The organism is Myxococcales bacterium, from assembly GCA_022563535.1.
Taxonomy (GTDB): domain Bacteria; phylum Myxococcota_A; class UBA9160; order UBA9160; family UBA4427; genus DUBZ01.
The window spans coordinates 1-14,414 of sequence record JADFNE010000084.1 but is presented as its reverse complement, the minus strand read 5'-3'; the positions used below and the strand labels follow the sequence as shown (position 1 = coordinate 14,414).

Annotated in this window: 13 protein-coding genes; 8 read left to right on the top strand and 5 right to left on the bottom strand. The window is 59.8% G+C overall.

What is annotated here, in order from left to right:
* Positions 1 to 433: 433 nt before the first annotated feature.
* From IH881_18025 to IH881_18010, 4 genes are all read left to right on the top strand, one after another.
* On the top strand, positions 434 to 1,255 hold the full coding sequence (locus IH881_18025) for a type III pantothenate kinase (protein MCH7869597.1): 822 nt from the start codon (positions 434 to 436) through the stop codon (positions 1,253 to 1,255).
* Positions 1,256 to 1,464: 209 nt separating this feature from the next.
* Positions 1,465 to 2,559 (top strand): hypothetical protein, encoded by a 1,095-nt coding sequence (locus IH881_18020; protein MCH7869596.1) that lies wholly within the window; start codon positions 1,465 to 1,467, stop codon positions 2,557 to 2,559.
* On the top strand, positions 2,559 to 3,614 hold the full coding sequence (locus tag IH881_18015) for a hypothetical protein (protein ID MCH7869595.1): 1,056 nt from the start codon (positions 2,559 to 2,561) through the stop codon (positions 3,612 to 3,614). The genes IH881_18020 and IH881_18015 overlap by 1 nt, the downstream gene beginning before the upstream one ends.
* A gap of 15 nt (positions 3,615 to 3,629) precedes the next feature.
* Positions 3,630 to 5,918, top strand: coding sequence for a GAF domain-containing protein (locus IH881_18010; protein ID MCH7869594.1), 2,289 nt, complete (start codon positions 3,630 to 3,632; stop codon positions 5,916 to 5,918).
* A 62-nt stretch (positions 5,919 to 5,980) separates the two neighbouring features.
* On the opposite strand, the gene ald is transcribed toward IH881_18010, so the two are convergent.
* The 4 genes from ald to IH881_17990 form a co-directional block, all read right to left on the bottom strand.
* Positions 5,981 to 7,090, bottom strand: coding sequence for an alanine dehydrogenase (gene ald / locus IH881_18005; GenBank protein MCH7869593.1), 1,110 nt, complete (start codon positions 7,088 to 7,090; stop codon positions 5,981 to 5,983).
* 36 nt (positions 7,091 to 7,126) lie between these two features.
* Positions 7,127 to 8,383, bottom strand: a complete 1,257-nt coding sequence (locus IH881_18000; GenBank protein MCH7869592.1) for a sulfate adenylyltransferase — start codon at positions 8,381 to 8,383, stop codon at positions 7,127 to 7,129.
* A gap of 111 nt (positions 8,384 to 8,494) precedes the next feature.
* Positions 8,495 to 9,547 carry a PD40 domain-containing protein gene (locus IH881_17995; GenBank protein ID MCH7869591.1) on the bottom strand — a complete coding sequence of 351 codons (1,053 nt, stop codon included), beginning with the start codon at positions 9,545 to 9,547 and terminating at the stop codon, positions 8,495 to 8,497.
* A complete protein-coding gene (locus IH881_17990; GenBank protein ID MCH7869590.1) occupies positions 9,544 to 10,050 on the bottom strand; it encodes a Mov34/MPN/PAD-1 family protein in 507 nt (168 codons plus the stop codon). The genes IH881_17995 and IH881_17990 overlap by 4 nt, the downstream gene beginning before the upstream one ends.
* 54 nt (positions 10,051 to 10,104) lie before the next feature.
* Between IH881_17990 and IH881_17985 the strand changes: the two genes are divergently transcribed.
* A complete protein-coding gene (locus IH881_17985; GenBank protein ID MCH7869589.1) occupies positions 10,105 to 10,242 on the top strand; it encodes a hypothetical protein in 138 nt (45 codons plus the stop codon).
* Between the two features lie 157 nt (positions 10,243 to 10,399).
* Here IH881_17985 and IH881_17980 read toward each other — a convergent pair whose 3' ends face one another.
* Positions 10,400 to 11,341, bottom strand: coding sequence for a 50S ribosomal protein L11 methyltransferase (locus tag IH881_17980; protein ID MCH7869588.1), 942 nt, complete (start codon positions 11,339 to 11,341; stop codon positions 10,400 to 10,402).
* A gap of 19 nt (positions 11,342 to 11,360) precedes the next feature.
* On the opposite strand from IH881_17980, the gene IH881_17975 reads away from it, so the two are divergent.
* The 3 genes from IH881_17975 to IH881_17965 form a co-directional block, all read left to right on the top strand.
* On the top strand, positions 11,361 to 12,374 hold the full coding sequence (locus IH881_17975; protein ID MCH7869587.1) for an aminopeptidase: 1,014 nt from the start codon (positions 11,361 to 11,363) through the stop codon (positions 12,372 to 12,374).
* A 167-nt stretch (positions 12,375 to 12,541) separates the two neighbouring features.
* Positions 12,542 to 13,534, top strand: coding sequence for a MoxR family ATPase (locus IH881_17970; GenBank protein MCH7869586.1), 993 nt, complete (start codon positions 12,542 to 12,544; stop codon positions 13,532 to 13,534).
* 11 nt (positions 13,535 to 13,545) lie between these two features.
* Positions 13,546 to 14,414, top strand: an 869-nt coding sequence (locus IH881_17965) for a DUF58 domain-containing protein (protein MCH7869585.1), incomplete at its 3' end; no start/stop codon positions are given.

Below are 14,414 nucleotides of genomic sequence, written 5' to 3'. Positions count from 1 at the left end.
ATCGTTGTCGATGAGGCACCTGGCCCCGCCCAACCCGCTTGGCCCCAGCCCCTTCGCGCGGCCCGCCATGCCCAGAGGTCATGCGCTTCTGCAAGACATAGTCAGCGAGTTCGAGCTGCTTGATTACTGCCATGCCTTGACTATAGCAGGGACCATCGCCCTTATCAACCCAATAATGCGTCAGATAAATAAAATAAACACAACTACAATTCGTGAACTTTCATTCACCCCCTGTCCGCGCCACCGCAATGCCCATCAACGGCTACCACTCCCGAAACCACCCTTCCCCTCATCCGCCCAAATGGCAACGCGCCCAGTAAAGCAAGGCCCCCAAGCCTCATCCCCCAAGTCCCGCAATGCCCCCACCACCCCCATAACGCACATCCTGCCCAATTGAACTAACCTCTTGGAGCTGACAGCCAGGAGTTCAAAAGTGCCTCAGACAGTCTTGCTTGTGGTCGATATCGGCAACACCAACATCAGCTTGGGTATCTTCGATTACCGCGACGGGGAGGCCAACGGCCTGCTGGCCCAGCATTGGCGCATTAGCACTCATCGTGAGCAGACTTCGGACGAACTTTCGATCACCCTGCGGTCGCTCTTTGAGCAAGAGGGGCGCGACAGGAGCGAGATTACCGACATCATCATGTCGAGTGTCGTTCCGCCGTCAGTGCCGATTTGGGAGCGGACTTGCAGCAAGCTGTTTGATCGAGAGCCGCAGATTGTGGGGCCCGGGATGAAGACCGGCATGCCCCTGCGCTACGAAAACCCGCGAGAGGTGGGGGCCGACCGCATTGTCAACGCGGTGGCGGCGTTCGAGATCTACGGGGGGCCGATTATCGCGGTGGACTTCGGTACGGCCACGACCTTTGACTGTGTATCGAAAGCGGGCGAGTACCTCGGCGGCGTGATTTGCCCGGGAATCCACATCTCGATGGAGGCATTGTTCGACCGCGCATCCAAGCTCCACCGGGTGGAAATCGCTCGACCCAAGACCGTGATCGGCAAGACCACGACCGGCGCGCTGCAATCCGGGCTCCTGTACGGCTACGCGGGGATGGTCGACGCCATGGTGAAGCGGATCCGAGGCGAACTCGACGGCCCGGCGCGGGTGATTGCGACCGGTGGGCTCGCGCGCCGCATCGCGAGCGAGAGTGAGGCGATCGAAGAAGTCGTCCCGTTTCTGACCCTCGAAGGTCTCAGAATCCTTTTCGAAAAGAACCGTGCTGGCGCGGCCCCAGGCCGCCGGAGCTAGGCAAGTCTCGGCGAAACGCGCGGCCAGATCGCGATAAAGTTCGGCCTCCGACCGGCCGAGGAAAACGCAGACGGGGGTAGGCCCGATCCGGCTGGCGCACGGGTTTTGCTCATCGAATTGGGGGATATTCCCCTCGTTTTTATTCGTGTATTCGGCGGTCTATTGAACTCGCTGAACACACGACGGTCGTGGAGAATTCGCAGAACAACGTGGCCAACCCAACTCCGCAGCCCAAGAAAATTCGCCTCAAACTGAGCTCCGAGGCAGAGAAGTACGTACGACGCGATGCGCCGGTTTCCGTTCGACGTATGGCGGCGGGGGGTGCCCTGCCCCTGCAGCCGATCGAACTCACGAGCGTGCTCTTTGCCCTGTTGCACGATCCTGACGATCAGGTCAAGCAGCGCGCCCAGCAAAGCCTCGAAGAACTTCCGGAGACGCTACTGACCACCGTCCTGTCCGGCCCGACCCATCCCGCCATCCTCTCGTTCTACTCCAAGCTGAAGCGAGATGACGAAGGCGCCTGCGAGTTGATTGCGCTGAACGCGGCCGCCAACGACCTCACCGTCGCCTACCTGGCCACTCTGCCGCACCGTCGCGTTGTAGACATCGTGAGCCAGAACCAGGAGCGCCTGCTTCGCTGTGAGGCCATCGTAGAGGCCCTCGGCGAGAATACCCTGACCGGTCGAGCCGCGATCGAAAGAATTTTGAAATTCCTCGGGATCAGCAGACCGGATAAGGATTCGCCAGACTTAGACCCCTTCGACAGCTCGGACGAACTCAGCGACGAGGACGCCGAGGCTGCCGTGGCTGCGCTGCTAGGCGAAGAATACGCCCACCTCGCCAAACAGCTGAGCAAAGAAGACGGGGAAGACGTCGACGACGAAGAGGTCGACGGCAATCTGTTTGCAGCGATCCAGAAAATGACCGTGATGCAGAAGATCAAGCTGGCGCGCAGCGGCGGCAAGGAGGCGCGCAACCTGCTGCTCCGAGACCGTAACAAGGTCGTCTACACCTCGGTCATGATGAGCCCCAAGATCACTGACAACGAAATTGTCACGATCGCGAACAACCGCAATTCACCCGAGGAAATCCTGCGCATCATCTCGATGAAGCGAGAATTCACCAAGCACTACCAGGTCAAGCTCGGGCTCGTGAGAAACTCCAAAACGCCACCTTCTGCCGCCATGAAATTCCTGAATTACATCCAGGAGAAGGATCTCAAGGCCCTGATGAGGAGTAGAGATGTATCCTCCGTGATCTCAACCCAAGCGCGTCGCCTGCTCTCCAAAAAGGGGAAGATCTAGTGGCAGAGATCCGGACTGATCAGAATGAAATCAACGCACGCATCGTCTACTGGGGAATCCCCGGCGCTGGAATTTCTGCGAACCTCGCGATGATTCACAGCAAGCTCAAACAGGATAATCGCGGAGATCTGCGCAAGCTACCCACCCGCATCGACCCGACGGTCGAATACGAGGTGCTACCGATCGAGTTGGGTCAGGTGAATGGCGTTCGGACACGCCTGCATATAATCGGTGTGCCCGGTGCCGCCGAACAAGCACCGACTCGCAAGCAATTGCTCGACCGGGTCGACGGTGCAGTGTTCGTCGCAGACAGTCGCCCGGAGTACATCGAAGCGAACATCGCGAGCCTGCACGAGTTGCTCGAATTCCTCTCCGACTATGGTCACACTCCGGACGATCTGCCGTTCGTGATCCAATACAACAAGTGCGATCTAGTCGATCCCTTTGTGATCGAGCGGCTCCACCGCGAAATTCAGATCCAGGGCGCTGCTGTTTACGAAGCCTCGGCCAAGACGGGCACTGGCATCCTCAAGACCCTGACGACGATCTCCAAACAGGTGATTCGCTTCCTGGGCAAACGCGAGGACGCGCTACCCAATGCAGAGCAGCCCGCCCCTGCACCGCCCGTCGAATCTGTCCGGGCCATCGAACCCGAACCCAGCCAGGATACGCAGACACTAGAAACGGTCGAGCCCAGCCCGGCGAGCGAACCGAGCCCCGTGGTCGTGCCGATCACCTCTGGCAGCGTCCTCACTTTGATGGAAAGCGCAATCCTCGCCGAAGCGGCAGACGACGTCGAAGCCGATGCCGTTGCCGCAGTCGCCAGCGACGCCCAGGCCATGCTCGATCAACCGTGGGATGCAGTTTCCCACCAGCACAAGCCCGAGGGCGGCGCACACATCGGAGCCGACTTTCGCATCGTTTCCGTTGGAGAAGCGAGCCGAGTCGGCGACCGAGGCATTTCCGTTCCACTCGTGCTCGGCAACAATGAGGGCGAGACGGTCACCCTCGCACTCACCATTCAGCTCGATCCATTGCTGGACGGCGACTCCTAACCTGTAGAGCTGGCTATGCGCAAAAAAATTGGTGTATTCGGAGTGAACGAAGAAGTCTTGCGACTCGCGCAGTTGCTCGAATCCAATCCGAATATCGAAATCGTGCGCTATTGGGCCGCAGACACCGCAGCGGCCCTCAATGACGCGTATCAGGTGGGCGCCGAAGTCGCCGCACAAATCAAGCCGCTCTTGACCGACGACCTCAACGCATTCCTGAGCCCCGGAGACCTCGACGCCGTCGTCGATTCGGGCAACAGCCCGAGCTTTGCAAGCGTGTTCCCCGACGCGGCCGACGGACACCTGCAAATCCTGAAACCACTGACCGCCAGACTCCTCTGGGCCTATGGGGTCGTAAATCAGGACCGCAAATCCGAGTTGCTACAGGCGCTGGGTGAGATCGTGGAATCGGTCGATCTGGCGATCGATTCGGACGAGTTGTTCCTGCGGATGCTCGACATCGCGGTGGGGTCAACCGGTGCGGATGGTGGCTCGCTGATGTTATTCGACGATTCACACCAGGAGTTGCGAATCCGCGTGGCCCACGGCGTCGAACGAGAGCTGTGGCCCAAGATTCGAGTGCGCCTGGGCGAAGGGATCGCCGGGCGGGTTGCGGCGGATGCGCGTTCGCTCTTGTTGCGGGGCAAGGCCGACGCCAACAAATTCGACATCGTCCGCGAACGCGCAGATATCGAAAGCGCCATCTGTGTGCCGCTGATCGTGAAGGGCCAGATCCTTGGAGTACTGAATCTGCACCACAGCTCGATCGCGAATAGCTTCGATGAAAACGATCTCCACTTCCTCGAACAACTCGCAGTGCTGGACGCCCAGATCATCGACCGCGCCCAGGAACACGAGTCCATGCGCGACCAGGCGACGCGCTTTCGCGCAGTTCGCAAGATCCAGAACACGCTCAACGCGCGGACTCCGATCCTCGAGCGACTCGAAGAGCTGTGTCAGACATTTGCCGAGCACGTGGGTGGTGGCATCGCCACCGTGTACCTGCGCGAAGAACGAAGCCAGAATCTCACACTGGCTGCGACTTCCTTGACCGGAGGAGGATTTGCCGGCGAGTACCGGATCGTCAAGGGCCAGGGCGTCGATGGTCGAGTGGCACAATCGGGCAGACCCACATTTTTGCGCGACGACGACGGTTCGGTGGCGTACATCTGCTTGCCGCTTTGCGCCGGAGAAGATAGGGTCGGCATTCTTTCGCTTCAGGTCGGCACTCTTCCACCGCGCGGACGCGGAGCTGAAGAGACTTTGCTCGACATGGCCGCGGCCATGGCCGAGGGGATTGCCCAGGCGGACCGCGAAGCGCGCATGGCCGTACGCGCAACCCGCGCCAATGCGATAAACGAAGCCGGGGTGCGCATGGTCTCGGCAGACGATGTGAACGAAGTCGCGCGCATGGCCACGTCTTCGAGCGCGATCATCATGGACGCGGAACACGCGGTGCTCCGGCTACAAGACCCACAGACCTTGCGCTACGTGATACGCGCCTACTTCGGTCCGGCGGACGGTCGTCAGCAGGAACGGCTGTTCCGATTCGACAAACAAGTTACGGTGGAGACCATACGCCGACGTACACCAATCATCGTGCAAGACATCACGCACAACACGAAATCATCGGACGCTACCGCCGACGTTCGCTCGCTGCTGAGTGCTCCGCTGAAACGCGAAGGCCGAGTCATCGGCATTCTTTCAGTCTACGACAAGGTCGCCCCGGACCGCTTCTACGCCCTCGACTTCAACGACGACGATCTAGCCAGCTTTACGCGATTCGCCACCTACGTCGAACGCGCGGTCGATAACGCTCAGTTTCATTCGCTCGCTCGGCAGCATCGAAATTTTGATCCACAGACCAGCCTGCCCAACGCCGAATATCTCGGCAAACGGATTCACGAAGAAGTCGTGCGGGCCGACGGCCGTCAGTGCGCGCTGGCAATTGCCACGTGTGAAATTGAAAACCTCGCGGAGATCGAATCCGCAGCCAGCGCGTCCCAGGTTCACCGGGTCATCCTGGGCGTGGCGGATGTGCTTCGGGGCAAGTTGCGAGACTTCGACGTTCTCGGTCGCTCGGGACCATCGCGTTTTACCATCCTGCTTCCCGACCCCGGACATTCGCCGGATCAACGTGTGGCGGAACTCGCGCGTTCGGTTGCCGAAGAAATCTCGAAGCTGGAAAAACTCAACGACCCCGTACGAATCGCTCTGGCTTTCGGCTACGCCGTCTACCCGGGTGACGGCTCGACGCGAGACGAACTCATTGAGGCCGCAGAAGTCGCACGAATCCGCTTGGGCTAGCGACCCGCCAAAGAACCTCGACCGCGCATGGCGGTCGCAGGGTCAGTCTGCAGATTGCCAGGCTAGAGCAGTTTCGACAGCGGCACGCTCGGAAGCGAGAGCGCTTCAGCGACTCCTTCGCAGACGACGTTGCCCCGCCAGAGACTCACTCCGGTGGCCAACTGAGCGTCCCGGCGGAGCGACGCTTCGACGCCCTCATTTGCCATCTGCACGATGAACGGCAGCGTCGCATTCGTGAGGGCGAGAGTCGATGTGCGCGGAACGGCGCCCGGCATGTTCGCGACCCCATAGTGAACGATATCGCCCACGAGATAGGTGGGATCCGAGTGGGTGGTGGCGTGAATCGTTTCGATGCAACCCCCTTGATCGACCGCAACGTCGACCACTGCGGAACCTGGTTCCATCGCCGAAACCAGTTTTGTACTGACTAGAGTTGGCGCACGCCGACCGCGGAGATACACCGCTCCAATCAGGAGATCACATGAGCGCACCGAGCGCTCGATGTTGCCGGGGGTCGAAGCCAGGGTATTGATGGTCCCCTGATATTGCTCCTCGATCTCGGCCAGACGTCGCAGATCAATGTCGATCAAATCGACCTCGGCACCGAGCGCACGGGCGATTCGCAGTGCATTGGTCCCGACGATGCCCGCGCCGAGAATCGTGACGCGGCCGCGCATCACTCCGGGGACTCCGCCGAGCAGCAAACCCTTGCCGCCGCAGTCCTTGAGCAGGAGCTGCGCTCCGATCTGCGCTGCCAGGCGTCCCGCGACTTCGCTCATGGGAGCCAGCAGGGGAAAGCCCCCCTGTGCATCTTGCAGGGTTTCGTAGGCGATCGCGCAGACATCGGCCTCGAGCAACGAGTGGGCGAGTTCTTCCGCTGCCGCCAGATGCAGATAGGTGAACAGCGTCTGGCCCGATTGGAGCAGCTTGGGCTCGTTGCCCACGGGTTCCTTCACCTTGACGACCATATCCGGGGTCGTCCACGCTTCCTCGCAGTCTACGATGCGCGCGCCAACTCGGGAGTAGTCCTCGTCGGAAAATCCGCTGCCGACGCCGGCGGAACTCTCGACGATCACTTCATGGCCCGCCTGGCACAGAACGCTGGCACCATCCGGCACCAACCCGACTCGATATTCGCGGTCCTTGGACTCTCTGGGAATTCCAATCTTCATAATATATCCACACGATCTGCTCGACCGCTCTACTCCCTACCCTTTATATGCTTGAATCAACAGATCTGCGGTTTCGGGACGCATGATGCGATCATCTGGACGCTCACCCGCCTTCAGCTGTTCGCGAATTTTGGTTCCGCTCACCGAAATGGGCTTCTCGCCCTTGTGTCGCTCCATCAAATCCACTCGGCCGAGACTCTCGTAGTATGCCGCAAAGCCAATCTTGCAGGGCTGGATGTGCAACTTGCCTTTCAGCTGATCGAAGATGTGGTGCGCATCGAAGTCTCCCCAGATCGCCTCCCCGTCCTCGAACGGCGCATCCGCGTGCTTGCGCCCGATGACGATGTCAGTGAAACCTAGATTTTGCCGGTAGATCGAATGCATCACGGCTTCTTTCGGACCGCCGTAGAACATCTTGATGTCGAGTCCGATCAGCTCGAACACCTCGGAGATATCATAACCTGCATCCTTCCAGATGCTCTCGTCTTTGTCGCCCTTACCCAACAAGCGGCCGTCATGTAGAGAGCGATAAGTTTCCATGCGCATGCTGGCCGGAACATCGTCACCCTTCAGTTCGCCCATCAACGGGTTCAAGACCACTCCGGTGAAGTGTCCGGCTTTGGTCAAGTCCTCGGCACCGGATACCAACGCGTATTCGTGCGCGCGGTGCAGGGGATTGCGGGTCTGAAAAGCAAGCACGCGTTCATACTGACGCGTGGCAAACAACGCCCGACTCTGGAGGGGCGAGAGCATATACTCGCCATACTCGAGATTGACTGGCTGTGCGAGGGCCCGCAACTTGCCGCCCAGCAGCTTCGTACGCGGATCGCTCTCGGTCATCCGGCCACCGGGATGGTCCGTTCGCTCTGTGCCGTAGACGCTCTTTACATACTTGGCCTTGTCATAGTCGAAGACCTCCGCGTCATCGACAATCGCTATCGCATTGCCCTGTTCGTCCCGAATCGCAACGCCCTTGCCCGCAACAATCGAACTTGCTTCTTCATCGCTGACCGGAAGCGAAAGTGGAATCGTCCACGCATAGCTTTCTCCGCCGCGAATGATTCGCTCTTCGTCGAGCACCTGATGCCACTCTTCTTTTCCCATCGGCCCTTCGATTGGCGACAGGGTGCCGTCGGCAATTCGGTAGACCGTGGAAAGATCGGCAGCGGTCACGACGACAAATGGAAGCTCCGCGGCCTCCTTCAGAAAGTCATTGCGTTGGCCCAGGGGCACGACCCGGTTGACCGGTGCGTCGAGTCCGCCGTGAATCGGCACAGATTGAATATTTGACATGGTGCGTTCTCCTTCCTTCCTTGATCTCATGTCGAGGTCGCGCAGATTCGCGGTCGACTTCTCTAGATTTCGTATTTCCTTCCGAGCTCATCTCGCGCCCCGGCCGAGCCACTACCAGATCGGCCATTCCACTGAGGCACCGTCGTAGAGCAAGCGATCTCCGGTTCCGTCGAATCGCTTTACAAAGAGACGGTTCAATCCATTGTGAGCCGACACGTAAGCGACAAATTTCCCATCCGGCGAGATCGCTGGCGTGTCTTCGTTTCGAACCCCCGGTCCCATGGGCGTGCGTCCGCTTCCGTCTACGCGCACGCGATAAGTCTGAAGATGACCTCCACGGCTCGCCGCGTAGACGATCCACTTGCCATCTGGCGAGAAGACCGGATGCAGCCCGGGTGCGAGTTTCTTGTGGTCGCCTCGGGATTCAACCGCCTGAACGACCATGTACGGCAACCCGCCTCGTTTGGAAGCCAAGGCTTCGATCGTCTGCGGAGTGAATACCACGTAGCGACCATCCGGGGAGTAGGTGATGTGGCGAACCGCAGCCCCTTCCACCAACAGCCGATCCCGCATCCGCGGCTCGCTCTTGTAAATACTTGTCTCTACTTCGCCGTTGACGTCGAGCTGAATGACCCCGTAGGCGAAACCTTCGTCCGGAGCATACGCGGCGGCTAGATAGTTACCTCTCCCACCCGCAAGGTTTTTGACTTCTCCGGTCGCAAAATTGAGTTCATAGATCTGAAAGCGATCGCTTTGGCGATTACTCGTGAAGATCAAGCGCTCTCGGTCTGCGGACCAGGACAACGGCCGAGCCCCCAACGGAGCCTGAACGGGATACGTCACTTCGAGTGTTCTCGGATTGATCAACGCCAAGCGACCTGGATATCGATTTGCGGGATCCTTGCTCGACCTCCTCCATTGGGAAGTGAGGCTGCCCAGATCCATCACACCGGGTTGCTGCCTGCTACCCCTTTGTCCCGCAGCTTCGGTCAACATTTCTTTGCGGCGACGAGCATTTTCGCTCTCCCACATTCGAACGGCGATCATGTCGTCGGGCAACCTGGCCCGCACGATAGTGTTGCTCGCGCAGCCGAGCGATCCGAGAACCAAAGCGGCGGCAATTGCGCTCAACATCGCGCGACGTACGATCGGGGTAGCGTTCACGAGGGTTCCGCCTCCAGGCTGCGACCTGTGAAGGGTGCACTGGCGCCGTCGCGTTCGAACACGCCGAGTTGATTCACCTGCCCATCCCAGACGGCGATCACGACGTGGGCCACGTCCGGAAACGGGAACAGCTCGTGCTCTGCAAACTCCTGGTCCATCTCAGAAAAATAGGAACCCGCGCCAACATGGGAGTGATACACCGCGGAGACTGTTTCTCCGTTGCTCTCGGCATTCTCCAATGCCTTGAGGTAATCGGATTCATTCATGTAGAACGCCTTCTTTCCGTCTCGCGGATACCGCTGCGGATCCTTCATGTGATAGAGCGTCATTTCATTGCGACAGCGATACACCGTGCGAAAGCGTCGTACACTGTCGCCAGTGATCAAACCGCAACACTCTTCGGGTTGAGTCTCGCGCGCATGCGCGCAAAACTCATTCAACACCCGCCCCGCGATCAAAAGAGGCGGACGACCTTCATCCAAATCGATGCGCTCGCGACCCATAAGTTGGCCATCGTGTCCGCCCCAACCATTACGTCGGGCGCTAGCTGATAAAACGTGACGGTGTCCATCAATGCTCTCGCACGAGCATCGGTTGATGTCTACAACTTGCTCGACCACGCATCCTCCCCCGCCGCTGAGAACGCTCCCGAGCGGCTCGACACCCACGGGGGTGCGTGGACGGCGGGAGTCTAAGCGAGGATGTCTCTCGATGCGACCGTGATCCGCCTTAAAGCAAGCGAGATGCAAATCGGGCGCAGCAGACAGAACTGGGCGATTTATCGCGAATTTGTCAGCGATCCAACTCGAGCAAGCGCAACGCCACATTCTGCGCTCGCGCGATCGTCGCGCGTTATGCTCGTCCCATGAGCAGAGACACCCAGTGGTCGCCGGTGGAGTTGTCCCGGGTGTCGTCGCGCATGAATCGGGCTCCCTTGGTTTTGAATCCAAACGGCGCCATGGCGGCTTCTACCCGCCCCTGCTCTTGCGCGAGCAGTCCGGAGAGCAGCACCGTTCCCTTTTCGTCTATACATCCCGCCAGCAACGGAATGATCGGAAACAGCTCGCTGCGCAAAAGGTTCGCGACCACGAGATCAAACGGTTGTGCCTGCAGCGCCTCGATTCCCCCGACGAAGAGCGACAGACGATCCGCGAATCCGTTCCGCTCGGCCCACTTGCCCGCCTCGATGACAGCTACCGAGTCGAGATCGAAACCCACTGCCCGCCCAGCCCCGAGAGCAAGTGCCGCCATCGCCAGCACACCTGTGCCCGTCCCCACATCGAGCACTCGGATCTGTTCGCTGAGGTCGGGGGACAAGACATCCAGCCATTCGAGAATCAAACGCGTCGACGCATGCCCACCAGTCCCAAAGGCTTGCCCGGGGTCGATTACGATCTCACATTGGCCGGGACGCAAATCGAATGCAACGAAGGACGGACGCACGACCAGCCGCTCGGAAATCTCGATCGCCTCGAGTCCCTGCTTCCATGCTTCTGACCAGTTGCGTTCCGAAACGAGTTCGGGTTTGCCGTCGATGCGCCCCCCAGCCGCCGTCGCCGCGAAAACGACTTGCTGCAAACAGGAGTGCGCCGCATAAATGAGCAACAAGATGTCCTGCGACCGCGACCTCTCTTCCATACCAGCAGCTCCTGCCCCCCAGCACTCGGCGACGATCCGATCGGCGGTCGTTTGCAGGGCCGAGTTTTCTTCTTCTGCGGCTCCGGCCGCACCCGTGGATGAGTCGATCTCCACGACAAATCGCACACAGAAGAAGTCCTCTGCTCTGCTGCTCATGTCGATCCTCTCCGTAGTTGTGCAGCTGAATAGCACCGGCTGTTACTACGGGCACCTCGCCGTGGGACAGACCAAACTTCTATTGGCACGTCAATCGGTCGACAAACTGCTCGCCAACCCCGAGACCGACGAAGAACTCCGTTCCAAACTGCAGTTGGTGCAGCAGGCTCGCGAGTTCGCCGCCGAGCTGGGGCTCGAAGTAAAGGGGCAATACACGAGCTATGTACCGTGGCCCCACGACCGAATCGTCACCAGCGTAATTGCGACCAAACCCGGCAGCATCGAAGCCTCGAATTTTCGCTTTCCGATCGTCGGAGCGGTTCCGTACAAGGGTTTCTTCGACCGGGAACTGGCGGAGCGCGAAGCGGAGCGGTTGCGCGGACTGGGAATGGACGTCTGCCTCGGCGCCATAAGCGCGTACTCGACCCTGGGCTGGTTCGACGATCCGTTGACCTCGCCGATGCTGAACACGACTCCAGAACGCCTGGTCGAAACGGTGATCCACGAACTGGTACACGCCAACGTGTTTTTGAAGAGCCAACCCGATTTCAACGAAGGCGTCGCCAACTTCATCGGTGAAGAGGCGGTCGTGCTCTTCTATTCGCGAGACATGCGGTCTGGACTGGGAGCCCATGCAGATACAAACGCGGACGCAAACAGCGTAGACCCGCGCGTCCGAGTGAGCGATGACCGATTGATCGCAAAGACCTTGATGTCTCTGCGAGACGACGTCGCGCAACTCTACGCGACCGAGATGCCTGAACGCGAGCGCCAGCTGCAACGCGACAAGCTCGAGACTGCCGGACGCAAAACCCTCGCGGCCCTCGCTCTCCAATCTCGCAGTGCCAGCCAATTTGCCGAACGAGCTCGGATCAACGACGCGTGCCTGGCCATTCAGGGAACCTACGTATCCGACACGCCCCGCCACCTCGCAGTCCTCGCGCAGCTGGATGGCGATCTCGTCCGCTTCATCGCACGACTTCGCCTTGTTGCCGAGGTCGACGACCCGCGCTCGACTTTCTTTGCTCCGTAGCAGAGTTGGATCGCCCCGCTGCGCCTCCGTGCGCCGGCAAGCTTCGGCCCGTTGAGGGAGACGGCCCTCATGCGAGCGCGATGAGAACCCGATGAAGGAACCTCAACCGTTTCTCATACCATTTGCGCCGACGTCTCGAACCCGGTGTGCCGCTCGAAATGGGGATCATGAACACCATCATGAACAACACCGGCGATGCCATCTCGCTCGACCGAGCCTCGCAGCTCGCGAAAGGTATGCTCGAGAACATCGAATCTGCGCTGCGGGGAAAACCCGAAGTGGTGATGCAAACCGTCATCTGCGTCCTCGCGCGGGGACATCTATTGATCGAAGATGTCCCCGGCGTGGGCAAGACGACGCTGGCACGAGCGACCGCCTGCTCCATCGATGCGGATTTTCATCGCGTGCAGTTCACCAGCGACCTCTTGCCCAGCGATCTCACCGGCATCTCGGTTCCGGAGTTTGCAGACGGCAGAGCTAGCCAACGTTTTCGCTTCCAACCGGGCCCACTGTTCGCAAATGTAGTGCTCGCAGACGAGATCAACCGAGCCAATCCAAAGTGTCAATCTGCTTTGCTCGAGGCGATGAGTGAACAGACGGTGAGCGTCGACGGCACGACCCATTCGCTGCCAGATCCCTACTTTGTGGTCGCTACCCAGAACCCCCTCGAACACTACGGAACCCATCACTTGCCGGAATCTCAGATGGATCGATTTCTGATGCGAATCGAAATCGGTTACCCGTCCCCCGAATTCGAAGCCGAAGTTCTCCGCGAGGACCCCGCAGCGAATACCCTGCCCGGTTTGCGTCCAGTCGTTACGCTCGACGAACTTCGCGCGATGCAGCATCTCGCCAGTCAGGTGAAGTTTACCGACGACCTCGTCTCCTACTTGTTGGAGATCGTCGAACAAACCCGACGACACGAAGCGCTCGACCTCGGCGTTTCGCCCCGAGGTGCTCTCGCCCTGCGCCGGGCCGCGCAGAGTCGCGCCATGATCGATGGGCGCGACTACTGCATTCCCGAGGATGTGCGCGAACTCGCAGTGTGCGTGCTCTCCCATCGGATGTGGGCGTCACTGCGCGGAGGCGTGCGCCCGGGAGATGAGGAACCGACCTGGATCCTGCGCGAAATTCTCGATCGAGTTCCGGTACCACTCTAGGAACCCGACGCATGTCCAGAACCAAATTCGAGCAGTGGAAGAAGCGCATTCGCCTGCTCGGGCGAGCGCCGCGCCAATTGCGCCCGACTCGCGCGGGCTGGATGTTCCTGCTGATCAATCTCGGCGTCGGATTCGCCGCGCTCAACACGGGCAACAATCTGCTCTATCTGGTGCTGTCTCTTTTGCTGGCCTTCCTCACCCTTTCGGGCCTGCTGTCGGAGTCGGCGCTTCGGGGGATCGAAATTCGTCGCACCCTGCCCCGAGAAATCTACGCCGGCATCGACAATCCGGTGCGACTCGAAGTGCGAAACTCCCAGCGGAAAGTTTCGGCGTTTGCCATCGTCGTCGAAGACCGCTGCTTATCTCCTCAATTGAACAGCGCTGAGGATCTAGACGAATGGCGCCTTGTTTCAGATCGCGATCTCTTGGGGGTCGGTCGGGTCTTCGCGCTGCGCGTGGGCCCCGAGTGCACGGAATCGCGCAGTTATGCACTGCATCCAGAGCAAAGGGGAGAGCTTCGATTTCATAGCGTTCGCGTCTCTACCCGGTTTCCGTTCGGTCTGTTTCTGAAGTCACGCACCATACACGCCCCCGACAGTGCCCTCGTATTTCCCGCGATCGAGCCCATGCACAGTGCGTCACCGAGTTCCGGAGAAGAATCGAGTTCAGAGGCGTCCGCCCAGAATCGAACTGGGGGGAGTGACATCACTGGGCTGCGCGAGTGGGAACCAGGTGATTCCCTGCGCCGGGTGCACTGGAAGAGTTCGCTGCGGCGCGATCGTCTCTACGTTCGGACCCAGCAGGAAGACCATCAGGCCGAAATCGAGGTTCGCTTGCGCACTCGCGGTACGTCGTCCCATAGCCCCTTTGAGAACCGCGT

Coding starts and splice junctions, on each gene's coding strand:
- IH881_17970 (MCH7869586.1), top strand. CDS start 12,542: ATGAACACCATCATGAACAACACCGGCGATGCCATCTCGCTCGACCGA.
- IH881_17980 (MCH7869588.1), bottom strand. CDS start 11,341: ATGAGCAGCAGAGCAGAGGACTTCTTCTGTGTGCGATTTGTCGTGGAG.
- IH881_17990 (MCH7869590.1), bottom strand. CDS start 10,050: ATGGGTCGCGAGCGCATCGATTTGGATGAAGGTCGTCCGCCTCTTTTG.
- IH881_18010 (MCH7869594.1), top strand. CDS start 3,630: ATGCGCAAAAAAATTGGTGTATTCGGAGTGAACGAAGAAGTCTTGCGA.
- IH881_18000 (MCH7869592.1), bottom strand. CDS start 8,383: ATGTCAAATATTCAATCTGTGCCGATTCACGGCGGACTCGACGCACCG.
- ald (MCH7869593.1), bottom strand. CDS start 7,090: ATGAAGATTGGAATTCCCAGAGAGTCCAAGGACCGCGAATATCGAGTC.